Here is a 21,872-nt window from a genome sequence, read left to right as displayed (position 1 = left end):
CGCCGGTCCTCAGTTCTCGAACTCGGACAGCGGCGGGCAGGAGCAGATAAGGTTCCGGTCCCCTGCTGCGCCGTCGATGCGGCCCACCGGCGGGAAGTACTTGTCCTGCCGGAGCGACTTGACCGGGAACACCGCCTGCTCCCGCGGGTAGGCACGGTTCCAGTCGCTGCTGATGGCGGCCGCGGCGGTGTGTGGAGCGTTGCGCAGCGGGCTGTCGGTGACAGCGAAGTCGCCGTCGGCCACCTGGTCGATCTCCGCGCGGATGGTGATCATGGCCTCGATGAACCGGTCGATCTCCGCGAGGTCCTCCGATTCGGTGGGTTCCACCATCAGGGTCCCTGCTACCGGGAACGCCAGGGTGGGGGCGTGGAAGCCGTAGTCGATGAGGCGCTTGGCCACGTCCTCGGCGGTGACACCGGTCCTTGCGGTCAGTTCGCGCAGGTCCAGGATGCACTCGTGGGCCACCAGCCCGCCTTCTCCCGTATACAGGACCGGGAAGGAATCGTCCAGGCGCGCGGCGATGTAGTTCGCGGCGAGCAGGGCGGACTTGGTGGCCTCGGTGAGCCCCTGACCGCCCATGAGCTTTACGTAGGCCCAGGAGATGGGCAGCACGCCGGCGGAACCGTACTTCGAGGCCGAGACCGGGACGTCCTTCCCTTCAGTCCAGGTGGCCGCGTTGCCGGGCATGAACGGTGCCAGGTGTGCCTTGGCAGCGACCGGGCCGACGCCGGGGCCCCCGCCGCCGTGCGGGATGCAAAAGGTCTTGTGCAGGTTCAGGTGGGAGACGTCGCCGCCGAACTTGCCCGGCTGTGCGAGGCCAACCAAAGCGTTCAGGTTGGCACCGTCGACGTACACCTGGCCGCCCGCGGCGTGGACGGCGTCGCAGACCTCGCGCACGTCGGCGTCGTACACACCGTGGGTGGACGGGTAGGTGATCATGATGCAGGACAGCCCGTCCTTGTTGGCCTCGATCTTGGCGTACAGATCGGCGTGGTCAATGGTGCCGTCGGCCGCGGTGGCGACCACCACCACCTTCATGCCCGCGAGGACGGCGGAGGCCGCGTTCGTGCCGTGGGCCGACGCCGGGATCAGGCAGACGTTCCGTTGCTGGTCCCCACGGGAGTGGTGGTAGCCACGGATGGCAAGCAGGCCCGCGAGCTCACCCTGGGAGCCGGCGTTCGGCTGGATGGACACCTGGTCGTATCCGGTGATCTCCGCAAGATCCGCTTCGAGCCCGGATATCAGCTCACGCCAGCCCTCGGTCTGCGAGTCCGGGGCAAAGGGGTGGATGGAGGCGAACTCCGGCCAGGAGATAGCTTCCATCTCGGCCGTGGCGTTCAGCTTCATGGTGCAGGAGCCCAGCGGGATCATGGTGCGGTCCAGCGCCAGGTCCCGGTCTGAAAGCTTCCGGATGTAACGCAGCAGCTGCGTCTCCGAGCGGTAGGTGTTGAACACCGGATGCTGCAGGAAGTCCGAGGAGCGCTCGACGGCGGCGTCCAGGACAAACGCTCCTGTCACCTCTGCCGGCGGGGCACCGAAGGCGGCCAGGACGCCGTCGACGACATCCGGCGTCGTGGTCTCATCGGTGGAGAAGCCCACCGTGTCCGCGTCGATACTGCGCAGGTTGATGCCCTTGGCCTCGGCGGCAGCCACGATGCCCGCAGCCTTGCCGGGCGCGGAGACGGTGACGGTGTCGAAGAAGCTCCTGTGCAGCACCTCAAAGCCGGCGCCTTCAAGGGAAGCGGCGAGGATCCTGGCGTGCGCGTGGGCGGACCGGGCGATCGCCTTCAGTCCCTCCGGGCCGTGGTAGACGGCGTACATCGAGGCCACAATGGCCAGCAGCGCCTGGGCGGTGCAGATGTTGGAGGTGGCCTTCTCGCGGCGGATATGCTGCTCGCGGGTCTGCAGGGCCAGACGGTAGGCAGGAACCCCGGCGGAATCCTTGGAAACACCCACCAGGCGGCCGGGCATGGAACGCTCCAGGCCTTTCTGCACGGCCATGTAGGCGGCGTGCGGTCCGCCGTAGAACAGCGGGACGCCGAAGCGCTGGGCAGAGCCGACGGCGATGTCCGCGCCCTGCTCCCCCGGAGGCGTGATGAGGGTCAGGGCGAGCAGGTCGGCCGCCACTGTCACCAGGGCACCGCGCTCCTTGGCGTCGGCGATCACGGCGGTGTGGTCGAAGACCCGGCCGGAAGCACCGGGCTGCTGGAGCACCACACCGTTGATGACGCCGTCGGGCAGGCCCTTGGAGAGGTCTGCGACCTCAACCTCAAAACCCAGCGCCTCGGCGCGGCCCCTGACGATGGCGATGGTCTGCGGCAGGCAGTCGGCATCCAACACCGTCTTGCCGTCGCGGGCTTCTGTATTCTTATTTGCCCTGCGCATCATCAGGACGGCCTCGGCCACCGCGGTTGCTTCGTCCAGCAGGGAAGCGTTCGCGATCGGCAGGCCCACCAGGTCCTGGACCATGGTCTGGAAGTTCAGCAGCGCCTCCAGGCGGCCCTGGGAAATCTCGGGCTGGTAGGGGGTGTAGGCGGTGTACCAGGCCGGGCCCTCAAGGATGTTGCGGCGGATCACCGGGGGCGTCACGGTGTCGTAGTACCCCTGGCCGATCATCTGCACGGCGGTCTTGTTTTTGGCTGCGAGCCTTCGCAGTTCAGCCAGCGCCTCCACCTCGCTGAGCGCGCCTGCCAGTTCCAGTGCAGTGTCCTGCCGGATGTCCTTGGGGACGGCGGTGTCAACCAGCGCGTCCACGGTGTCGTAGCCAATGGCCTTGAGCATGGTGGCGACGTCGTCTTCCCGGCGGGCGCCGATGTGCCGGTCAACGAAAGCGGCGGCCGCAGCTGAAGAAGCGTGGCCTGCGGTGGCGGCAGTGGCGGAGGCCGAGGATACAGTCACGAGGAACTCCATGGTTATGGCGGCGTCAGGGTATGCCGCATCGATTCGGGTCCCTCCCCGCTCTGTATTGGACCTGAGAGTTTCCGCGACGCCGGCTTCCGCCTGCCCGCTTGCACCGTCGGTGAGCACAGCAGTCCTGGTATCCAAATTCCGGATGCCTCTGCGGACAGCCTGCTGCTTTCCAGAGTTGCCTCGCCGCGGCGGTACATGGGCCTGTGAGATTCCTGGGGAGGTATTGCTCCTACGGCGCCTGCCAGTACCTTCCGGCAGAACTCTCCCGCCGCAGATCAAAGGCTATTCATTTTGTTTTTTCTTGCGGCCGGTCACGGCCCGCACATGGCCAATTCTCCTACGCCCCGGGCGCAGGAGCAAATACCGGCTAACCCCTCAGCCGGTGGACGGCGGCAAGGAGTTCGTCCACCTCCGCCTGCCTGTCAGCGGGGTTTCCCGATGGCCCGCTTTCCCACATGGCGTTGAAGTACAGCCCGTCCCCCATGTACAGCACTGCTTTTGCCATCGGCGCGCCAACGTCCTTGCCGATGAGGTCCAGCCATCGCTGCTGGATGGCGGCAAAGCGGCGCCGGGCATCTTCATGGGCTACCTCAGCCAGGCGCGTTGCGGCCACAAAGGAACGGTCCATAGGGGTGTCAGACCAGAGCGAGGACCGGATGAAGTACGCCGCCGCCCCCTCCGGCGCGGCCGCCATGACAGCGAAATCTTCCCCTGCGAGCCGGTCCAGCCGTTCCAGGGTGGCGGTGATCAGGGCGTCCTTGTTGGGAAAGTGGTACAGCAGGCCGCCTTTGGAAACACCGGCCCGCTTGGCCACCGCCTCCAAGGTGGCTGCCCTTTCGCCCACGTCAATCAGGAGTTCTTCGAAGGCGTCCAGGACAGCGTCTCGCGCTACAGGTTTTCGGGGCATGGCTTCCATCATGCATTGTCGCGGCCGGTTTCTTAACTGTACCGTCCGGACGGTATAGTTCCAGGATGATGTCTTCCCCTGCTTCCCCATCGAACATCACCGCCACCACCGTGCGGCGCGCCGGTTCTGCGAACGGCGGCAGCCGCGATTGGCTCGCACTGGCCCTCCTGATGTTTCCGGTTCTTTTGGTTGCCGTGGACAATACGGCGCTGACCTTCGCGCTGCCCGCCATAGCCAGTGCGCTGGGCACCACGGGAGTGGAACTCCTATGGATTGTGGACGCCTACCCGCTGGTGCTGGCCGGGCTGCTGGTGGCAATGGGAAGCCTCGGCGACAGGATCGGACGCCGCCGGCTGCTCATTACCGGCAGCATTGGTTTCGCGGCAGTATCAGCAGTAACCGCCTTCGCACCCGACGCCGGCTGGCTGATAGCCGGACGGGCCGCGCTGGGCTTTTTCGGGGCAATGCTGATGCCCTCCACCCTGTCCTTGATCCGCAACATCTTCGTGGACCCGAACCGCCGGCGGCTGGCCATCGCCATTTGGGCTGCGGGCTTCTCCGGAGGCGCGGCGCTCGGGCCTATTTTTGGCGGGTGGCTGGTTGAGCAGTTCTGGTGGGGAGCGGTCCTGCTGGTCGCTGTGCCCATCATGATCCCTTTGCTGGTTTTCGGCCCGGCGTTTATCCCTGAATCCCGGGATCCGGCGCCTGGAAGGGTGGATGTGCCGAGCATCCTGCTCTCGCTGCTCACCATGGTTCCGGTGGTCTACGGCATCAAGGAAACCGCCACTGAAGGTTTCGGCGCACTGGCAATGGGGAGTACGGCCTTCGGCCTGGTAATGGGTACCGTTTTTGTCCGCCGGCAACAGCGGCTCGAGTGCCCGCTGCTGGACATGTCATTGTTCCGCAACCGCGTGTTCAGCATGGCCATCACCGCCAATGTCCTGGCGCTGTTCTCCTTCAACGGTTTCATCCTCTTCCTGGCCCAGCACCTTCAGCTCCTCGAGGGAATGTCTCCTTCCGCAGCAGGAGTGGCGATGGTTCCGGCCCTGGTGGCAACCGTTGTGGCGGGCCTGGCGGTGGTGCCGGTGGTGCGGAGGATCCGTCCGGGTTTTGTGGTTGGCGCCGGACTGGCCATGAGTGCCGCCGGCTACAGCATGGTAACCTTCGGCAGCCATACCAACGGCCCGGCACTGCTGCTCGCTGCCCTGCTGGTCCTGGCACTTGGCGTAGGAACAGCGGAGACCATCTCCAATGACCTCATCCTCGGCAGCGTACCGCCGGAAAAATCGGGGGCAGCATCAGCGATCTCAGAGACGGGTTATGAGGTGGGCGCCCTGCTGGGAACCGCCGTGCTGGGCTCCATTCTCACAGCCTCCTACCAGCACAACCTGCGGCTCCCGGAAGGCCTTGCTGCTGCCGCCCCCGGGCACGAAAGCGCACGTGCCGGCGAAACCCTGGCAGGAGCGATGGAGCTCGCAGCAAGCCTTCCGGCACCCCTTGCTGACGCACTCCGGCAGGCAGCCGGCGCCGCGTTCGACTCCGGCGTCCATATCACCGCCGCAATCGGGCTGGTGCTGATGGCGACGGCGGCAGTCTTCGCCGCCGTCGTGCTGCGGAAGGTGCCCAAGGCGCCGTAAGAGGCGCGGCCCGGACAGCAAGAGGCGCCCGTCACCGGAGGACACCCTCCGGTGACGGGCGCCTGCAGATCCTGCCCGTGCGGGCAGCGGGACTACTGTGCGTCAGGTGCAGTGACGCTGGCGGTGGGCTTCATGTTTTCGGCGTTCACCATCCATGCGAACTGTTCCAGCTTCAGAATGAACTCGTGCAGGAGATCGGCCGAGGTGGGATCTTCCTCGTCGACTTCATCGTGGACCTTCCGCATGGTGCCTACGGCAGCCTCAAGTGCCGCAACGATCCGCTCGATGGCGTCCTTGGTGCTGATCAGGCCTTCGGGGAAGGGAGCGAGGCTGGTGGACTCGGCCACCGTGGAACTGCGGCCGTCCGGGAGGGCATGCAGGGCGCGCATCCGCTCGGCCGTGTCATCGGCGAACTGGCGGGCGGCGTCAACAATCTCGTCCAGTTGCAGGTGAAGGTCCCGGAAGTTGGTCCCCACAATGTTCCAGTGGGCCTGCTTGCCTTGGATGTGCAAGTCGATCAGGTCAGTGAGCACGGCCTGCAGGTTGTTGGTCAGTGTCGGTGAAGCTTTCATATGCATCCTCCTCGATTGTTCCTGTGATTCCGACGCTACCAGCCCGGCGGGCGGCCCTGGCGGGCCTGCCGGCAAAATTTCTCAGTGAGCTTACTAATTGTGCTTCCGCCGAAATAAACGAACGCGGTTCATATTCTCCTTGCATCCGGGCCGGTTGAACCGCATACTAAATGAACGTCATTCATTTAGTGACCATCGTCTCACTGGAGTAGCCAACATGATCGAAATTTCCTGCCTCGGCGCACCCGCCTCCCCGGCCCGGACATCGCCGTCCGGCCGCCCGGCCCTGCGCGTCGGCGTGGTCCAGCACCGGTGGCAAACCGACAAAGCCGCCGTCGAGGCTGAACTGGACGAGGGCATCGGCCGCGCCGCCAACCTGGGCGCGGCCGTAGTTTTCCTGCCTGAGCTGACGCTCTCGCGATACCCTGCCGACACGCGCCCGCACAACGATCCCGCTGAAGGCCCGGGCCGGTCCCGGCCATCGGATCTCGCCGAGGACCTGCTCACAGGCCCCACATTCCAATTCGCTTCAGACGCTGCCCGGCGCCATGGGGTATCTATCCACGCTTCCCTGTACCAGCGCGCCGGGAACCCGGACGGACAGGATGACGGACTGGGCCTGAACACAGCCATCCTGGTCTCGCCCGGGGGTGAACTTCTGGCACGGACCCACAAGCTCCACATCCCCGTGACCGCCGGCTACTACGAGGACAAGTTCTTCCGTAAGGGCCCGGCCTCAGCAGACGCGTACGAGGTGCATGCACCCGCCGAACTCGGTGGCGCACGGCTCGGCATGCCCACCTGCTGGGACGAGTGGTTCCCCGAGGTGGCCCGGCTTTACTCCCTGGGCGGTGCGGAAATCGTGGTTTACCCTACGGCCATAGGTTCCGAACCTGACCACCCCGATTTCGACACCCAGCCGCTCTGGCAGCAGGTGATCGTCGGAAACGGCATCGCCAACGGACTCTTTATGGTTGCCCCGAACCGTTGGGGCAGCGAAGGCACCCTGGACTTCTACGGTTCGTCCTTCATCTCCGATCCCTACGGCCGGATTCTCGCCCAGGCACCCCGCGACGCCTCTGCAGTACTGGTGGCTGACCTGGACCTGGACCAGCGGAAGGACTGGCTGACCCTGTTCCCGTTCCTCGCCACACGCCGCCCTGATACCTACGGCCGCCTCACCGAACCCGTCCGCCTGAACGAATCCATTGGCGGCGAGCGCGGGTTCGCGGAGGTGTGCTCGTGACCGCCGCCGGGCTCCGTCATGCCGTCAGCACCCCAGCGCAGTCGGAGCAGGCCCCGCAGTGGCGGATGCCCGCCGAAACGGCCCGACAGGTGCGGCTCTGGATGGCCTTTCCCGCCGGCGGCTACACCCTTGGTGAATCGCCAGAAGCCGCCCACGCAGCCAGGTCCACCTGGGCCGCAGTGGCGAATGCCGCCGTCGAATTCCAACCCGTCACCATGGTGGTGGACCCCGGTGACGTCAAAACGGCCGCCGCCTACCTGCACCCAGGGATTGAGGTACTCGCAGCCCCGCTGAACGATGCGTGGATGCGCGACATCGGTCCAACCTTCGTCCTGGATGGTGAGGGGCAGCTTGGTGCCGTTGACTGGGTCTTCAACGGCTGGGGCGGGCAGGACTGGGCGCAATGGGACAAGGATGCCCTGATCGCCGGTGAGGTGGCCGGCCGCTCCGGAGCCCGCCATATCCTGTCCACGCTCGTCAACGAGGGCGGCGGAATCCAGGTGGACGGCCAGGGAACAGTCCTCGTCACCGAAACCGTTCAGCTCGATCCCGGCCGGAACCCCGGCCTCAGCCGCGCCGACGTCGAGCAGGAACTGGCCCGCACCATCGGCGCCACCCACGTGGTGTGGCTGCCGCGCGGCCTGACCCGCGACTCCGAGCGCTTCGGCACCCGGGGCCACGTGGACATCGTTGCAGCCATACCCTCCCCCGGCACGCTGCTGGTCCATGCCCAGGAAAACCCGGAACACCCAGACTTCGAGGTCAGCCGGGAGATCATCGAGTTCCTGAGCGGCACCACGGACGCCGCGGGCCGGAAGTGGAACATCATCAAAGTCCCCGCACCGGAAATGCTCCGGGACGAGGAAGGGTTCGTGGACTACAGCTATATCAACCACGTGGTGGTCAACGGCGCAGTCATCGCCTGCAGCTTCAATGACCCACAGGACGACAAAGCCCTGCAGATCCTTGCGGAGGCCTACCCCGGGCGGCGCATCGTTGCCATCGACGCACGCGAACTGTTTGCCCGCGGCGGGGGAATCCACTGCATCACCCAACAGCAACCTGCTGCCTTCCAGAAAGTGGTGTCATGACAGAAACCATCCGCACGGATTCCTCTGCCGGCAGGAATGCCCCCGGCGCCGCCTCCGAAATCACCCCCAAGGGCCTGAAGGGCGGGCAGCTGGGGCTCCTCGCCGTCGTCGTTCTTGGCATCTCCACCATTGCCCCGGCCTACACGCTCACCAGCGCGCTTGGCCCCACGGTCAACGAAGCCGGGCTGCAGTTGCCGGTGATCTTCCTGATCGGGTTCATTCCGATGATCCTGGTGTCCCTGGCCTACCGGGAGCTCAATGCCGACTCCCCAGACAGCGGCACCACCTTCACCTGGGTCACCAAGGCCTTCGGTCCTTGGGTTGGCTGGATGGGCGGTTGGGGACTGCTCGCCGCCAACATCATCGTCCTGTCCAACCTGGCCGGCGTGGCGGTGGACTTCTTTTACCTCTTCCTCTCCCAGCTCACGGGTTCGCCCGAGCTGGCCGACCTGGCCGCAAACAAGCCGCTGAACGTTCTGACCTGCTTTGTGTTCGTTGCCCTTGCGGTGTGGGTGAGCTACCGGGGGCTGCACACCACCAAACTGGTGCAGTACGGCCTCGTGGGCTTCCAGCTGCTGGTACTGGGGCTGTTTGTTGCCATGGCCTTCGCCAACTGGTCCACCTCTGCAACGGCCATCTCCTTCAGCTGGGACTGGTTCGACGTCACCAAAATCGAGACGTTCGGGCAGATCGCCGCAGGCATTTCGCTGTCCATCTTTGTGTACTGGGGCTGGGACGTCTGCCTCACCGTGAACGAGGAAACCGCCAACGGCAAAAAGATTGCAGGCATCGCGGGCACGCTGACCGCCCTGATTGTCCTGGCGATCTACCTGCTGGTGAGCATCGCCACCATGATGTACGCCGGCGTCGGGGACACCGGCAACGGCCTGAACAACACCGAGAACCACGAGAACATCTTTACGGCTTTGGCCTCCCCCATCATGGGCCCCTTCGCCATCCTGATGTCCCTGGCAGTGCTCTCCAGCTCCGCCGCCTCGCTGCAATCCACGTTTATGTCCCCGTCCCGCAGCCTGCTGGCCATGGCCCACTATGGCGCATTGCCGGAGCCGTTCAGCCGGGTGAGCAAGCGCTTCTCGACGCCGGGCTACGCCACGGTCGCCGCCGGCCTGGTGTCCGCGGGGTTCTACGCAGTGATGCACGTAGTCAGCGAGAACGTCCTGAACGACACCATCCTGGCGCTTGGCCTGATGATCTGCTTCTACTACGGGCTGACGGCCATTGCCTGCGCCTGGTACTTCCGCAACAGCGCCTTCCAGGGCCTCCGCAACTTCCTGCTGCGGTTCCTTTGCCCGGTGCTCGGCGGCGTGGGACTGTTCGTGGTGTTCCTCCAGACCGCCGTGGACAGCTGGGCTCCCGAATTCGGCAGTGGTTCCGAGGTGTTCGGGGTGGGACTCGTGTTTGTCCTCGGGGTGGGCATCCTGGCCCTGGGCGCGGTGTTCATGCTGGTGATGTCCCGGCTGCGTCCCGCCTTCTTCCGCGGCGGGACCCTCAAGCGGGACACCCCCGCCCTGGTGGTTCCGGAGTAATCCGGTCTTCCTTCGTGCACACCCAAAAAGTGCCGCATCCCGTTTCCGGGATGCGGCACTTTTTTGTTGGGTCACCAGAAGTGGGCCACGTCCACAATCAGGCGTGAACCCGATCCGGGGCCGTCCAGCGTAAAGACCCGGAACGGCAGCCGTGCGCGGACACCCAGGCCAATACTGGTATGGCCCTCGAAGCTTCCGGCGTAAACCACCTGCCGGAAGGTCTGGTACCCGGTCACGTTGGACAGTTCGGCCTTCGCCGGCGGGTTGTACGTGGCGTTGCCGTTCTGGTCATAGGACGGCGCATGCACGGAGACCTGCAGGCGTGCGCCACCCTTTACCGGGATGGTGAAGCCGGACCCGTCCTGGACAATGTTCCGGACGTACCTGACGGTGTAGCCCGTAGCCGGGCCGTTGAGGTCAACCACCATCCGGTCAAAGCAGTAGTGCTGCCCGGTCCGGACGTTCGTGACAGAAGCGGTGCTGTAGGTGGGGTTGGCTTTTGCCAGTGACCCCCACTGGAGACCGCAATACGATGTGGTAGCCGAGGCAGGCCCCGGAACCAGAATTCCCAGCCCGACAGCCATGAGGAGAGCCGTGAGCCAGATGAGGAGTTTTTTCATTGTGGTGCCATCCAGAGGAGTGGAGCGGTTGGATAGCTCAAGCGTAGGAGCGCTGCACTACTGAATACGAGGCCTGTGGCCGCTTCGGCGCGGAACCGTAAGGAAGCCGGAATCCGCATCACACAATTGTAAATCCGGGGTTCTTTCGCCGCCGTTTTTAACCGTTCCGGTGCCGTTTCTGGACCCGGCCGTTATGCCGGATAACGACGCCGGGAAGGGACTGAAGGGCGCCGCACTCCCGGTAAAGTGGCCGGCGCTCCCGGGGTATGAAAGTCAGCCTTCGCAGTCGCGGCAGTACTTCATGCCGTTCTTTTCGCGGGCCACCTGGGAGCGGTGGCGGACCAGGAAGCATGACGAGCAGGTGAACTCATCTGACTGTTCCGGAACAACAACAACCGTCAGTTCCTCGTTGGAAAGATCGGCGCCGGGCAGGTCGATGCCCTCGGCGGTGTCGTTCTCGTCGAGGTCGATCACCGCGGTCTGCACGGTGGCGCCGCGGGTGGCCTGAAGGGCCTCCAGGGAGTCGGCAGGAGACTCTTCTTCCTGCTTGCGCGGAGCGTCGTAATCGGTAGCCATAGCGTGTTCCACTTTCCTTGCTGCACAGCGCCGTTTCAGGCACCTCAGGCAGTTTAGGTCATTCTGCCTTTCCGCGGGCGCCAGTATGGTCCAACAGATCTTCCGCCGCGGCCTCGGCGTGCCGTGCATACGCGTGGTCACCACCGACTGCCACGCCGCTGAGCGCCGGCAGCCAGGCCCACCGCGTCACATCGGCCATGGCATCTGCAGCCTGGCCAGGGGCTTCGCAGTAGAAGGTATGCGCGAACCAGGCACGGATCCGGGCCGGAAATTGAGCTGTCATGCCGCGACCGTACGCAGCCAATGTTGTGGCCGCGTTTCGTCCCCGTCTCGGACATATTAATCCCGCTGCTGATGCAGGGAGCGGGATTCAAAAAGGCTGTTGACCCGCAAAGGGCACTGCTCCTAAACTCCCGCCATCGGCATTTCAGGTTGATTGCCCTTGCCCTCTGATGTGGAAGTAACAGCGATGGCCACAGCTCATTCCAATACTCCGGAAATTGAGGTCCAGCAGTCACTGCGTGACCTGGGTGGACAGCTGCAGGGAACGTTGATCGAGCCGCAGGATCCGTTGTACGAGGAAGCCCGGGCGGTGTGGAACGGCATGGTGAATCTCCGCCCCCGCGCCATCGCCAGGGCGAAGGCCGTCTCGGACATTGACCTTGCCCTGGATACTGCACGCCGAAGCGGCCTTGCCCTGGCGGTGCGCGGCGGAGGACACAACATCGCCGGCCACGGCACCGTCGACGGCGGGCTGGTGCTGGACCTGGGGTTGCTCCGTGCTGTCACTGTCGATGCCGAAAGCCGCCTCGTCACTGTCGAGCCGGGAGCCACCTTGGCTGACGTGGACCGGGCCACAGCTGCCTACGGGTTGGTGGTCCCCCTGGGAGTCATCAGCGGGACGGGAGTGGCAGGGCTTACCCTCGGCGGCGGAGTGGGCTGGCTGACTCGAACAGGCGGGCTGAGCCTGGACAATCTTGCCGCTGTGGATGTGGTTACTCCCGGCGGCGAGCACCTGCACGCAAGCGAAAACGAAAACCCTGAGCTGTTCTGGGGGTTGCGTGGCGGTGGCGGTAACTTCGGCGTCGTATCCTCTTTCACCTTCCGTGCGATGCCCCTGCCGGCGGCGCCCTTGGGTGGCAACCTGTTCTACCGGCGACAGCACTGGAAGAACGCCCTGCTCGCGTTCGATGCCTGGACCCGGGACCTGCCTGACCAGATGAACCCGATCATCTCCTTCCTGGTCTTTCCGGCGGAATTCGGCATGGGCAGTGAGCCGTGGATGGTCCTCGGCTTCGCCTGGGCGGGCGAGGACCACCAGGCCGGCCTCGCCATTGTGGATCAACTCCGGGAGGTCGCTCCCCCGGACGAAGCGGAAGTTGGACCAACTCCCTGGTTGGACTGGCAATCCGCCATGGACGCCGTGTTTCCCAAGGGCTCACGCGGCTACTGGAAAAACGTTTCGTTCTCGCGGCTGGATGAGGAGGTGGCTGATGTGGTGGTGGGATTCGCCTCCGAACTGGCATGGGAGGGAACCGGCATTGACATCCACCATCTGGAGGGCGTCTTCGGGCGGGTTCCGGAGGAGGCGACTGCGTTCCCGAACCGGTCGGCGCGTTACTGGCTCAACGTTTACGGGTTCTGGCGTGACGCCGGCGAGGACGAGCGGCTGACCGCCTTCGCCCGCAAGGCCTACACGCTGATGCGTCCGTTCGCCGAGCAGGGGGAATATGTGAATTTTTTGGGGGCAGAGCTCGGGGTCAAGGAGGCGGACGCTGCGCGCAGCGCCTACGGCCCGGACAAGTACCAGCGGCTCGTTGCCCTCAAGGACAAATACGATCCGAAGAATCTGCTGCGCCTGAACCACAACATCCCGCCGACCGGGACTTAGCTGACCGGGACTTAGTTGGCCTACCGCCCGGGGCCGCGGAGGCGGGGGAAGAAAAAGAGCCCCCTGTCGGATTCGAACCGACGACCCCCGCTTTACAAGAGCGGTGCTCTGGCCAACTGAGCTAAGGAGGCGTGCCCTGGCGGGCAGGCGCCTGAACGGCGCTAGATAAGGTTAGCCCAAGTCCTCCCGGTGGTAAAAACGCCCGGGTTTTGGTTGCCGTGGCGGATGCCGGCGCAAAAAGGGAGGGCCCGCAGCCGGACCGTGTCCGGCGGCGGGCCCTTTCGGCCGGACGCGATCAGGCCTTGGCGTCGATTGCTGCCTGGATTTCAGCGTTAAGGTCGGCAGCGCCGTCCCACTGCTTGCCGTCAATGAAGACGGTGGGCGTTCCGGTGATGCCGCTGTTGGCCGCCAGCTCCGTGGAGTACTTCACGTAAGGGCGGAAGGTCTTGTCGTCCACGCAGCTGTTGATATCGGCCCCGATGTCAGTGGCCAGGGACTTCAGCTTGTCGTCGGAGAGCCCGGCTCCGCCTTCGGCGGGCTGGTTGGCAAACAGGACGTCAACGTATTCCGCATACTTTTCCGGTGCCTTGTCCGCCACGCAGGCTGCAGCGTTGGCTGCGCGTGAGGAGTAGTTCGTGGTGGACTGGCGGTCCAGGAAGCCCAGCGGGCGGTACTCCATGGAGATCTTGCCTTCATTACGGAGCGTGGTGAGCGCTTCGTTGTACGTGTTCTCGAACCGCAGGCAGACCGGGCAGATGAAGTCGATGTAGGCAATGACCTTCACCGGCTGGCCCTGCTCGGCCTCGGCGCCGGGCGCCACCACGGGGCTGGGCTGCGTATCAGGCTTGGCCGGAAGGTTTGCCAAGTCCACCGTCGCCGGGTCCGTCTTTTTGACCTCGGTGTTCGCCAGCAGGGTCACACCGCCGTTCACATTCGCGCTGGCAGGCACCGGTCCCTGGTCCGCGATGGGGGTGTTCTGCCGGATTCCGGTGGTTACCACCAATGCGATCACTGCCAGGATGGCCACCACGGCCGCCACAATTCCCCACCCGATCAGCAGCTTGTTGCGCTTGTCCTTTTTCAGCTGGGCTTCACGGATCAGCCGCGCCTTTTCGCGGGCCTCCGCGGTGCGCTCAGCTTTGGACTTACGTACTTCATTAGCGGGGCTCATGTGTTCCTTGGGTCGATCGACGAGGGGGACCATTTCGTGGCAACCCTCCCATTTTAGGGGAGAAAACTGAGAGCTTGCCTGTTCAAGTATTCTGCCGGATACACAACGGACGAATAGCACGGAAGATTCCGTCCCGTTAGGGTGAACTAAGAGCCACAAGCAACCCCAGGGGGCCGCAATGCAAACACCCGTCCAGGAAAAACCTTCCACCGCAGCCGGGTCCGGCGCCGCCGGCTCACGCCATGGCGGAGAAACCAAGTATGACTTCATGGTGGTCTCGAACAGACTGCCCGTAGACCGTTGCGCCCCCGGCGAAAACGGCGACGACGGCTCCGGCTGGCGCCGCTCCCCCGGTGGCCTGGTGACCGCGCTGGCACCAATGATGACCAAGACCGACGGCGCCTGGGTGGGCTGGCACGGCGCCCCGGACGAGACCGTGGAGCCCTTCAGCCACAGCGGAATGGACCTGGTCCCGGTGCAGCTCAGCGCGGACGACGTCGAGCTCTACTACGAGGGTTTCTCCAACGCCACGCTGTGGCCGCTCTATCACGACGTCATCGCGCCCCCTGAATTCCACCGGACGTGGTGGGACGCCTACCGCAAGGTCAACAGAAGGTTCGCCGACGCCGTCATACGCCATGCCGACGAGGGCGCCACAGTGTGGATCCAGGACTACCAGCTGCAGCTGGTGCCGCGGATGCTCCGCGAAGCGCGGGCGGACCTCCGGATCGGTTTCTTCAACCACATTCCGTTCCCGCCTCCAGAGATCTTCGCCCAGCTGCCCTGGCGCCAGGCCATCATCGACGGCCTCCTCGGCGCAGATCTGGTGGGTTTCCAGCGGGCGAGCGACGCCGGAAACTTCATGCGTTCAGCCCGCCGCTTCCTGGGCGCCAGCGTCAAGCAGCAGCAGGTGCACGTCAAGGGCCAGGACGGGAAGATAACGCACATCGCCCGGGCCCAGGCGTTCCCCATCTCCATTGATGTCCAGCAGATCAGCGAGTTGGCCCAAAAGCCGGAGATCATCGAGCGGGCGCGGCAGATCCGGCAGGACCTTGGCAACCCAAAAACCATCCTGCTGGGCGTGGACCGGCTGGACTACACCAAGGGCATCCGGCACCGGCTGAAGGCTTTCGAGGAGCTCCTGGCCGACGGCAAGCTGTCCGTGTCCGACGCAACCCTGATCCAGGTAGCCAGCCCCAGCCGCGAGCGCGTTGAGCAGTACCGGCTCCTGCGCGAGGAAGTGGAAGGCACGGTAGGCCACATCAACGGCACCTACGACACCCTCGAGAACACCGCGGTCCGCTACCTCCACCACAGCTACCCCGTGGAGGAGATGGTGGCCCTGTACCTGGCCGCCGATGTCATGCTGGTCACCGCCCTGCGGGACGGCATGAACCTGGTGGCAAAGGAGTATGTCACCGCACGCACCAACAACGACGGTGCGCTGGTGCTCAGCGAGTTCGCCGGCGCCGCAGACCAGCTCAAGCAGGCCCTGCTGATGAACCCGCACGACATCGACGGCCTGAAGAGCGCCATCATGCGGGCGGTCGAGATGTCGCCGCGGGACGCTTCGCGGCGCATGCGGGCAATGCGCAAGCAGATCCTTGAACACGATGTGGACCACTGGTCCGCTGACTTCCTGCAGGCGTTGAAGGAAAAAGTGGTCCGTGATGACTCCTGACAGCCGGGCCGGCAACGGCAGGCTGGCGTTGACACCGGAGCTCCGGGAAGCCCTCCGCACCATCGCCAGGACGGACAATCTGCTGGTGGCGTTGGACTTCGACGGCACCATGGCTCCCATCGTGGGCCACGCCGACGACGCCCGTCCCCTTCCCCGTGCAGCCACGGCCTTCGCCGGACTCGCCGTGCTGCCCCGCACGACGACGGCCCTCATCTCCGGACGCGCCCTCGCCAGCCTGCGCGCCGTAGCGTCCCCGCCGGTGGACACCCTGCTGATCGGCAGCCACGGGGCCGAGGCCTGGCTGGGGCCTGGATCCACCGGGCTGACCCTGGACGGGGAACAAAAGGCCCTCCTGGCCGAGGTCCGCGGCATCCTGGCGGAGATCGTCGCGGAGGCGCCGGGCACCATGCTCGAGGACAAGCCGGCAGGCGTGGTGCTGCACACCCGCCAGGCTGCGGATGACGTAGCCCAGGACGCCGTATCCGCCGCGCGCTCACTGCTGCAGGACCGGAAAGGCGTCTTCCTCAAGGACGGAAAGCGGGTCCTGGAAACATCGGTTGTCAATGCTTCCAAGGGTGAGGGGGTCACCTTCCTGCGGCAGGTCACCGGCGCCACGGCTGTCCTGTTTGCCGGCGACGACACCACGGACGAGGACGCGCTGGCCCGTTTGGAGCCGGGGGACGTGGGCGTGAAGGTGGGGCTGGACTTCACCCAGGCCCAGTACCGGGTGGAGGCGCCGGTGCACGTGGCAGAGATGCTGGAGGTGCTGCTGCAGGAGCGGAGCCTGGTGGTCGCAGAGGAGGACCAGCAGGGCTTCCAGGGCCGCAGTTAAGCAAGCTCACATGTGACCTCCGTAACATTTGAGCCCAAATGCACAACATCTGACATACTCTTGCTTGTGATGTGGCGCACAGACACCGTGCGGCGTCACTCGGCGCTCCCAAGTACTGATGCGGGAGCGCCTGCACCACAAAACTGAATAAACATGAACCATTCACAACGGATCGTCCGGCACGTACCTGCCGGTGAAGGGATTGATAACTGTGGCTACAGTTACTTTTGATAACGCTACGCGTCTGTACCCGGGCACAGAAAAGCCCGCCGTCGATAAGCTCAACATCGACATCGCCGATGGCGAATTCCTGGTCCTCGTGGGACCCTCCGGTTGCGGTAAGTCCACCTCCCTGCGCATGCTAGCAGGCCTCGAGGACGTCAACGCAGGCCGCATCCTGATCGGCGACCGCGACGTCACCGACGTTCCCCCGAAGGACCGCGACATCGCGATGGTTTTCCAGAACTACGCGCTGTACCCGCACATGACTGTGGCCGACAACATGGGCTTCGCACTGAAGATCGCCGGCGTCTCCAAGGAAGAGCGCGCCGAGCGCGTCCGTGAAGCCGCCAAGCTCCTTGACCTCGAGCCCTACCTGGACCGCAAGCCGAAGGCACTCTCCGGCGGTCAGCGCCAGCGTGTGGCCATGGGCCGCGCCATCGTCCGCAACCCGCAGGTCTTCCTCATGGACGAGCCGCTGTCCAACCTGGACGCTAAGCTCCGTGTGCAGACCCGCACCCAGATCGCATCCCTCACCAGGCGCCTGGGCGTCACCACCGTTTACGTGACGCACGACCAGGTTGAGGCTATGACCATGGGCGACCGCGTGGCCGTGCTGAAGGACGGCCTGCTGATGCAGGTGGACACCCCGCGCAACCTGTACGACAAGCCCAAGAACGTCTTCGTGGCCGGCTTCATCGGCTCCCCCGCCATGAACCTGCTCGAACTGCCGGTGGTCGACGGCGGTGTGCAGTTCGGCGGCACGGTTTACCCGGTACCCCGTTCCGTCCTCGAAGAGGCCCACGGCTCCACCGTGACGCTCGGTTCCCGCCCTGAGGACCTCGAGACCGCACCGCACGGCGAAGGCCTGAAGGTAGAGGTCGACGTCGTCGAAGAGCTCGGTGCCGACGCCTACGTCTACGGCCACACCACCCTTGACGGCAAGGACCACGACATCGTGGCACGCGTCGACGGCCGCCGCCCCCCGATGAAGGGCGAGTCCATCTACGTCCGCCCGCAGTCGGGCCACGTGCACCTGTTCGACACCAAGACCGGCCTGCGCCTGGGCGACTAGTCCTCCCCACCGGCACCCTAACCTCGCTCCGCTTCGGTCAGGGAACCCTGCCGGCGTGGGCCCAACCAGCACCCTAACCTCGCTCCGCTTCGGTCAGGGAACCCTGCCGGCGTGGGCCCAACCAGCACCCTAACCTCCGTATGAACCGACGGCGGCCCCTCCTTACTGGACGGGCCGCCGTCGGCCTTTAACTGCGCGGGCAGAAGGATTAGCTGGCCACGCCCTTGTACGGAAGAATTGACCCATGACCGAGGAATACAGCGCCCAGTGGCACGATGAACCCACCGACTATGCGCAGGTGGGGAAACTCCCCCGGTTCGTGGCGGCCAGCGCGGACGACGGCAAAGCTTCGGTCTACAGTTCCCTGAACATCACTGCGGCAGCGGCTGATCCCGAACTGCTCGACCTGCCCTGGCACATCGCGCTGGAGGACTGGCCTGCAGAGAACCTGGCCGCACTCCCCCGCGGTATCTCCCGGCACATCGTCCGGTTCGCCCACCTCGGGGGCTCGGTGATCGCCATCAAGGAAACCTCGGAACACATTGCCCGGCACGAATACCACATGCTCCGCAAGCTGGCCCGGCTGGACGTTCCCTGCGTGGAGCCCGTCGCCGTCATCACCGGCCGTACCACCCTGGACGGACGGCCGCTGAACCCCGTGCTGGTGACCCGGCACCTGAAGTTCTCCATGCCTTACCGAGCCCTTTTCTCGCAGATGCTGCGCAAGGACACGCTCACTCGCCTTATCGACGCACAGGCGCTGCTGTTGGTGCGGCTGCACCTGATCGGCTTTTACTGGGGCGACGTTTCGCTTTCCAACACCCTTTTCCGCCGCGACGCCGGCGCCTTTGCCGCTTACCTGGTGGACGCCGAGACCGGTGAGCTCTATCCGGACCTCTCTACCGGTCAACGCGAGTATGACCTGGAAATTGCACGGGTTAACATCGCGGGCGAGCTCATGGACTTGCTGGACGGCGGCCTGATCGAGGAAAAGGTGGACCCCGTGGCCACCAGCGAACTGATCATGGACAGTTACCGCCGCCTTTGGACCGAGCTCACGGAGAAGGAATCCTTCGAACTGGGCGAACGTTGGCGTGTGGGCGCCCGCATCCGGCGGCTCAACGAACTCGGCTTCGACGTCGAGGAGTATGCAATTAAGACCACCCAGAACGGCGCCACCATCCAGCTGCAGCCGAAGGTGGTGGACGCCGGGCACCACATGCGCCGCCTGTTGCGGCTCACCGGTATCGACGCCCAGGAGAACCAGGCACGCCGGCTCCTGAACGACATGGACTCCTTCCGGGCAGACAACAACCCGGACATGGACGAGGAATACAGCGCCCATCTTTGGGTGAGCCAGATCTTCGAGCCGATCGTCAGGTCCATCCCGCGGGACCTGTCCGGCAAGCTCGAACCGGCCGAAGTGGTGCACGAGGTCCTGGAGCACCGCTGGTACATGTCTGAAAAGCAGGAGCGGCACATCCCGTTGGCGGAAGCTGTACAGTCCTACATCGACTCCATCCTGCGGCACCGCCGCGACGAAGCCGCCATTATGCTGAACCCGGACACGGAACTGCTCAAGATCCTTGAGGTGGAGACCGAAGAGTCCCGCTACGGCGAAGACGAGTCAATAGACGAGTACCCGGACTCGGACGACTAGGTTCAGATCGCCTTACCGGGATTGAAGATGCCGGCGGGATCGAACAGGCCCTTGATCCTGCGCTGGAACTCCCGGACGGGTTCCGCCTGTTCCTGGCCAAGCCACCGCAGTTTGTACTGCCCTACGCCGTGCTCCCCGGTGATTGTCCCGCCCATCTGCAGGGCTGCAGTAATGGACTCGTCCAGGACCTGCTGGAGCCTGGCCATGGCCCCGGTGTCCACCGTGTTGTCCTTCCGGTCTATCCAGAAGGTGGGGTGCAGGTTGCCGTCGCCGGCGTGGGCTACTACCTTGAGGTGCACCCCGTAACCGGCGGCCATGGCTTCCAGGGCCGCGACGTAGTCAACGAGGCGCGACCGGGGAACGGCTACGTCCTCTCCCACCCGATACTCGTCGTCGACCTCCACACCCCTGCTGTGCCGGCGAAGCTCCACCAGCCGTTCTGCCTCTGTACTTGCTTCCGTGGTAACGGTCGCCCCGCCTGCGCTCAAAACCTCCCGGACTACCTCGGCTTCTGCCGCAGCACCGAAGCCGTCCGTCTGGATCAAAAGGAGAGACCGGCCGCGCCCGGTGAGGTCCGATCCGTGGATCTCATCCAGCTGGGTGAGTGTACCGCCGTCGAGCAGTTCCATGATGGCCGGTTGCACCCGGGCCCTTCCCACTGCCAGGACGCCGGCAGCAGCGAGACGGAAGTCCGGGTAGAAAGCTGCGACAGTGTGCACCTCCCGGGGCAGGTACTTCAGGCGCACCGTCACCCCCACAACAATGCCAAGCGTTCCCTCAGAGCCGACGAACAGCCCGGTCAGGTCGTAGCCGGCCACGCCCTTGAAGGTCTGGTGGCCGGTGTGGATGAGCGAGCCGTCCGCCAGGACCACGTCCAGCGCGAGGACCGAGTCCCGGGTAACCCCGTACTTGGCACAGCGCAAACCGCCCGCGTTGGTGGCAACATTGCCGCCGATGGTGGAGCTGCGGAAGCTTGCCGGGTCCGGGGCGTACATGAGTCCATGCACCGCAGCGGCCTCGTTGAGCACGGCGTTGATGACTCCCGGTTCCACTACTGCTGTTTCGTCGTCCGGGTTCAGTTCCAGAATGCGGTCCATGCGTTCGAGGGACAGGATGATGCAGTCCCTGGTGGCGTGGGCGCCGCCTGAAACTCCGGTTCCCGCCCCCCGCGGCACGATGGGAACAGCACCGTCAGCACAGATCCGTACCACGGCCTGCACCTCCGGCACGGACTCCGGGAAGACCACTGCCAGTGGCAGCTGGTAGTCGAGGATGGGCGCCTGGTCCACGGCGTACCGGCTGAGCGTTGCTTCCGTCCGGTCCACCTGGCCGGCCGCCAACACGGACTCCAGCTCCTCAACCACGCTTCCCACAAAGCCTCCATCCCTCGCCGCACATGTCCCACAAGTCTAGGACCCGGGGCCTTCAGTTACGGTTGCGCCGGCTGTCCTGACCCGCGTCTTCATTCCGCCGAGTCAGGCCTCCGCCCCGGCTTCAGGGGCGCCCATGAAACGGCAATACCTGGCAAGAATCAGCGGCCACGCGGCGAGGTACTGGGCGCGGGCTGCGGCCGGGTTCTCAGCCCCTTCCCAGCCGTCATGGAAGACGCGTACTTCCGTGCCGTCCTCCACTGCCCGGAATACCACCAGCAATTCCGTGGACCACAGCGCACTGGAGCCGGGATGCCAGGTTGCGTGAAAGGAAAGGGGCGGCTGCCAGTCATCAAGGGTGCCCCAAATGCTGGTCCGGCCGTCATCGGCTGTTTCCAGGATGAGGTTCTCCTCAAACTCGACGTACGATCCCGCGCCGTACACGCCGAACGTTTCCAGGGGCCACCAGAGATGCGTGTGGTCCGTGAATCCGGCGAAGGCATGGGCCACGCTTCCTGGCACTACCACCGTGTTGACCACCGGTTCGAGGAGATCCAAGGGACTCTTCTCATCGCTTCCAAAAGGGTCGTTGCCGTGGCTGAAGAGGCTGTTCATGGTGCTCCACTCTACCCGGCCCTGCTCGCCGGGGGTGTGGTGGTTAAAGCGGTGGGGCCCTGACGGTTGGTCAGGGCCCGGCCATGCTCGCCGGGGTGTGGTGGTTAAAGCAGTGGGGCCCTGACGTCGTTTGTCAGGGCCCTACTGGTAATGGTTGTCCGGCGGTGACCTACTCTCCCACACCCTCCCGGGTGCAGTACCATCGGCGCTGTGGGTCTTAGCTTCCGGGTTCGGAATGGGACCGGGCGTTTC

At 64.9% G+C, this 21,872-nt stretch carries 18 protein-coding genes, 1 tRNA gene, 1 rRNA gene and 1 riboswitch; of the genes, 9 read left to right on the top strand and 11 right to left on the bottom strand.

Annotation, left to right across the window (positions count from 1 at the left end):
• Positions 1-9: 9 nt before the first annotated feature.
• Positions 10-2,910: an aminomethyl-transferring glycine dehydrogenase gene (gene gcvP, locus AC5RVN_RS16500; RefSeq protein WP_494106213.1), complete on the bottom strand. Its 2,901-nt coding sequence runs from the start codon at positions 2,908-2,910 to the stop codon at positions 10-12.
• Positions 2,911-3,089: 179 nt separating this feature from the next.
• Positions 3,090-3,188, bottom strand: a riboswitch (glycine riboswitch).
• Positions 3,189-3,277: 89 nt separating this feature from the next.
• On the bottom strand, positions 3,278-3,817 hold the full coding sequence (locus AC5RVN_RS16495; protein WP_494138652.1) for a TetR/AcrR family transcriptional regulator: 540 nt from the start codon (positions 3,815-3,817) through the stop codon (positions 3,278-3,280).
• 65 nt (positions 3,818-3,882) lie between these two features.
• Between AC5RVN_RS16495 and AC5RVN_RS16490 the strand changes: the two genes are divergently transcribed.
• Positions 3,883-5,454 (top strand): MFS transporter, encoded by a 1,572-nt coding sequence (locus AC5RVN_RS16490; protein ID WP_494138651.1) that lies wholly within the window; start codon positions 3,883-3,885, stop codon positions 5,452-5,454.
• 92 nt (positions 5,455-5,546) lie between these two features.
• On the opposite strand, the gene AC5RVN_RS16485 is transcribed toward AC5RVN_RS16490, so the two are convergent.
• Positions 5,547-6,026: a Dps family protein gene (locus AC5RVN_RS16485; RefSeq protein WP_494042556.1), complete on the bottom strand. Its 480-nt coding sequence runs from the start codon at positions 6,024-6,026 to the stop codon at positions 5,547-5,549.
• Between the two features lie 217 nt (positions 6,027-6,243).
• Here AC5RVN_RS16485 and AC5RVN_RS16480 point away from each other — a divergent pair, with 217 nt between their 5' ends.
• From AC5RVN_RS16480 to AC5RVN_RS16470, 3 genes are all read left to right on the top strand, one after another.
• Positions 6,244-7,272: a nitrilase-related carbon-nitrogen hydrolase gene (locus tag AC5RVN_RS16480; protein ID WP_494138650.1), complete on the top strand. Its 1,029-nt coding sequence runs from the start codon at positions 6,244-6,246 to the stop codon at positions 7,270-7,272.
• A gap of 65 nt (positions 7,273-7,337) precedes the next feature.
• Positions 7,338-8,363 (top strand): agmatine deiminase family protein, encoded by a 1,026-nt coding sequence (locus AC5RVN_RS16475; protein ID WP_494138694.1) that lies wholly within the window; start codon positions 7,338-7,340, stop codon positions 8,361-8,363.
• The gene (locus tag AC5RVN_RS16470) at positions 8,360-9,910 is read left to right on the top strand and encodes an APC family permease (protein ID WP_494138649.1); all 1,551 of its coding nucleotides are present in this window, start codon (positions 8,360-8,362) and stop codon (positions 9,908-9,910) included. The genes AC5RVN_RS16475 and AC5RVN_RS16470 overlap by 4 nt, the downstream gene beginning before the upstream one ends.
• A gap of 71 nt (positions 9,911-9,981) precedes the next feature.
• Here AC5RVN_RS16470 and AC5RVN_RS16465 read toward each other — a convergent pair whose 3' ends face one another.
• From AC5RVN_RS16465 to AC5RVN_RS16455, 3 genes are all read right to left on the bottom strand, one after another.
• On the bottom strand, positions 9,982-10,530 hold the full coding sequence (locus tag AC5RVN_RS16465) for an AMIN-like domain-containing (lipo)protein (RefSeq protein ID WP_494042559.1): 549 nt from the start codon (positions 10,528-10,530) through the stop codon (positions 9,982-9,984).
• A gap of 273 nt (positions 10,531-10,803) precedes the next feature.
• Complete coding sequence (locus AC5RVN_RS16460; RefSeq protein ID WP_494042560.1) at positions 10,804-11,106, bottom strand: DUF4193 domain-containing protein; 303 nt, start codon at positions 11,104-11,106, stop codon at positions 10,804-10,806.
• Between the two features lie 58 nt (positions 11,107-11,164).
• The gene (locus AC5RVN_RS16455) at positions 11,165-11,389 is read right to left on the bottom strand and encodes a hypothetical protein (protein WP_494138648.1); all 225 of its coding nucleotides are present in this window, start codon (positions 11,387-11,389) and stop codon (positions 11,165-11,167) included.
• Between the two features lie 186 nt (positions 11,390-11,575).
• Here AC5RVN_RS16455 and AC5RVN_RS16450 point away from each other — a divergent pair, with 186 nt between their 5' ends.
• Entirely contained in the window at positions 11,576-12,997 is a 1,422-nt protein-coding gene (locus tag AC5RVN_RS16450) for an FAD-binding oxidoreductase (RefSeq protein ID WP_494138647.1), read from the top strand.
• A 57-nt stretch (positions 12,998-13,054) separates the two neighbouring features.
• On the opposite strand, the gene AC5RVN_RS16445 is transcribed toward AC5RVN_RS16450, so the two are convergent.
• Positions 13,055-13,128, bottom strand: a tRNA-Thr gene (locus AC5RVN_RS16445).
• 164 nt (positions 13,129-13,292) lie between these two features.
• A complete protein-coding gene (locus AC5RVN_RS16440) occupies positions 13,293-14,168 on the bottom strand; it encodes a DsbA family protein (protein ID WP_494106203.1) in 876 nt (291 codons plus the stop codon).
• 178 nt (positions 14,169-14,346) lie between these two features.
• On the opposite strand from AC5RVN_RS16440, the gene otsA reads away from it, so the two are divergent.
• The 4 genes from otsA (at position 14,347) to AC5RVN_RS16420 (ending at position 19,635) form a co-directional block, all read left to right on the top strand.
• Positions 14,347-15,849 carry an alpha,alpha-trehalose-phosphate synthase (UDP-forming) gene (otsA, locus tag AC5RVN_RS16435; protein ID WP_494138646.1) on the top strand — a complete coding sequence of 501 codons (1,503 nt, stop codon included), beginning with the start codon at positions 14,347-14,349 and terminating at the stop codon, positions 15,847-15,849.
• Entirely contained in the window at positions 15,839-16,681 is an 843-nt protein-coding gene (gene otsB, locus AC5RVN_RS16430; RefSeq protein WP_494138645.1) for a trehalose-phosphatase, read from the top strand. The genes otsA and otsB overlap by 11 nt, the downstream gene beginning before the upstream one ends.
• 211 nt (positions 16,682-16,892) lie before the next feature.
• A complete protein-coding gene (locus AC5RVN_RS16425) occupies positions 16,893-17,975 on the top strand; it encodes an ABC transporter ATP-binding protein (RefSeq protein ID WP_142043703.1) in 1,083 nt (360 codons plus the stop codon).
• Between the two features lie 244 nt (positions 17,976-18,219).
• Positions 18,220-19,635 (top strand): DUF4032 domain-containing protein, encoded by a 1,416-nt coding sequence (locus tag AC5RVN_RS16420; RefSeq protein WP_494042566.1) that lies wholly within the window; start codon positions 18,220-18,222, stop codon positions 19,633-19,635.
• 2 nt (positions 19,636-19,637) lie between these two features.
• Here the strand turns inward: AC5RVN_RS16420 and AC5RVN_RS16415 are convergent, their stop codons facing one another.
• From AC5RVN_RS16415 to rrf, 3 genes are all read right to left on the bottom strand, one after another.
• Positions 19,638-21,008, bottom strand: coding sequence for an FAD-binding oxidoreductase (locus AC5RVN_RS16415; protein WP_494042567.1), 1,371 nt, complete (start codon positions 21,006-21,008; stop codon positions 19,638-19,640).
• Between the two features lie 102 nt (positions 21,009-21,110).
• Positions 21,111-21,620, bottom strand: a complete 510-nt coding sequence (locus tag AC5RVN_RS16410; RefSeq protein WP_494042568.1) for an SRPBCC family protein — start codon at positions 21,618-21,620, stop codon at positions 21,111-21,113.
• Between the two features lie 156 nt (positions 21,621-21,776).
• Positions 21,777-21,872 (bottom strand): 5S ribosomal RNA (gene rrf / locus AC5RVN_RS16405); the annotation flags it as partial.

The organism is Arthrobacter sp. sptzw32, from assembly GCF_059089735.1.
Note: the sequence above shows the minus strand (reverse complement) of the source record. Positions and strands in the feature narration are given on the sequence as shown.

Coding starts and splice junctions, on each gene's coding strand:
- otsA (WP_494138646.1), top strand. CDS start 14,347: ATGCAAACACCCGTCCAGGAAAAACCTTCCACCGCAGCCGGGTCCGGC.
- AC5RVN_RS16440 (WP_494106203.1), bottom strand. CDS start 14,168: ATGAGCCCCGCTAATGAAGTACGTAAGTCCAAAGCTGAGCGCACCGCG.
- AC5RVN_RS16455 (WP_494138648.1), bottom strand. CDS start 11,389: ATGACAGCTCAATTTCCGGCCCGGATCCGTGCCTGGTTCGCGCATACC.
- AC5RVN_RS16495 (WP_494138652.1), bottom strand. CDS start 3,817: ATGCCCCGAAAACCTGTAGCGCGAGACGCTGTCCTGGACGCCTTCGAA.
- AC5RVN_RS16420 (WP_494042566.1), top strand. CDS start 18,220: ATGACCGAGGAATACAGCGCCCAGTGGCACGATGAACCCACCGACTAT.
- AC5RVN_RS16465 (WP_494042559.1), bottom strand. CDS start 10,530: ATGAAAAAACTCCTCATCTGGCTCACGGCTCTCCTCATGGCTGTCGGG.
- AC5RVN_RS16460 (WP_494042560.1), bottom strand. CDS start 11,106: ATGGCTACCGATTACGACGCTCCGCGCAAGCAGGAAGAAGAGTCTCCT.
- gcvP (WP_494106213.1), bottom strand. CDS start 2,910: ATGGAGTTCCTCGTGACTGTATCCTCGGCCTCCGCCACTGCCGCCACC.
- AC5RVN_RS16470 (WP_494138649.1), top strand. CDS start 8,360: ATGACAGAAACCATCCGCACGGATTCCTCTGCCGGCAGGAATGCCCCC.
- AC5RVN_RS16480 (WP_494138650.1), top strand. CDS start 6,244: ATGATCGAAATTTCCTGCCTCGGCGCACCCGCCTCCCCGGCCCGGACA.
- AC5RVN_RS16490 (WP_494138651.1), top strand. CDS start 3,883: ATGATGTCTTCCCCTGCTTCCCCATCGAACATCACCGCCACCACCGTG.
- AC5RVN_RS16450 (WP_494138647.1), top strand. CDS start 11,576: ATGGCCACAGCTCATTCCAATACTCCGGAAATTGAGGTCCAGCAGTCA.
- AC5RVN_RS16410 (WP_494042568.1), bottom strand. CDS start 21,620: ATGAACAGCCTCTTCAGCCACGGCAACGACCCTTTTGGAAGCGATGAG.
- otsB (WP_494138645.1), top strand. CDS start 15,839: ATGACTCCTGACAGCCGGGCCGGCAACGGCAGGCTGGCGTTGACACCG.
- AC5RVN_RS16475 (WP_494138694.1), top strand. CDS start 7,338: ATGCCCGCCGAAACGGCCCGACAGGTGCGGCTCTGGATGGCCTTTCCC.
- AC5RVN_RS16485 (WP_494042556.1), bottom strand. CDS start 6,026: ATGAAAGCTTCACCGACACTGACCAACAACCTGCAGGCCGTGCTCACT.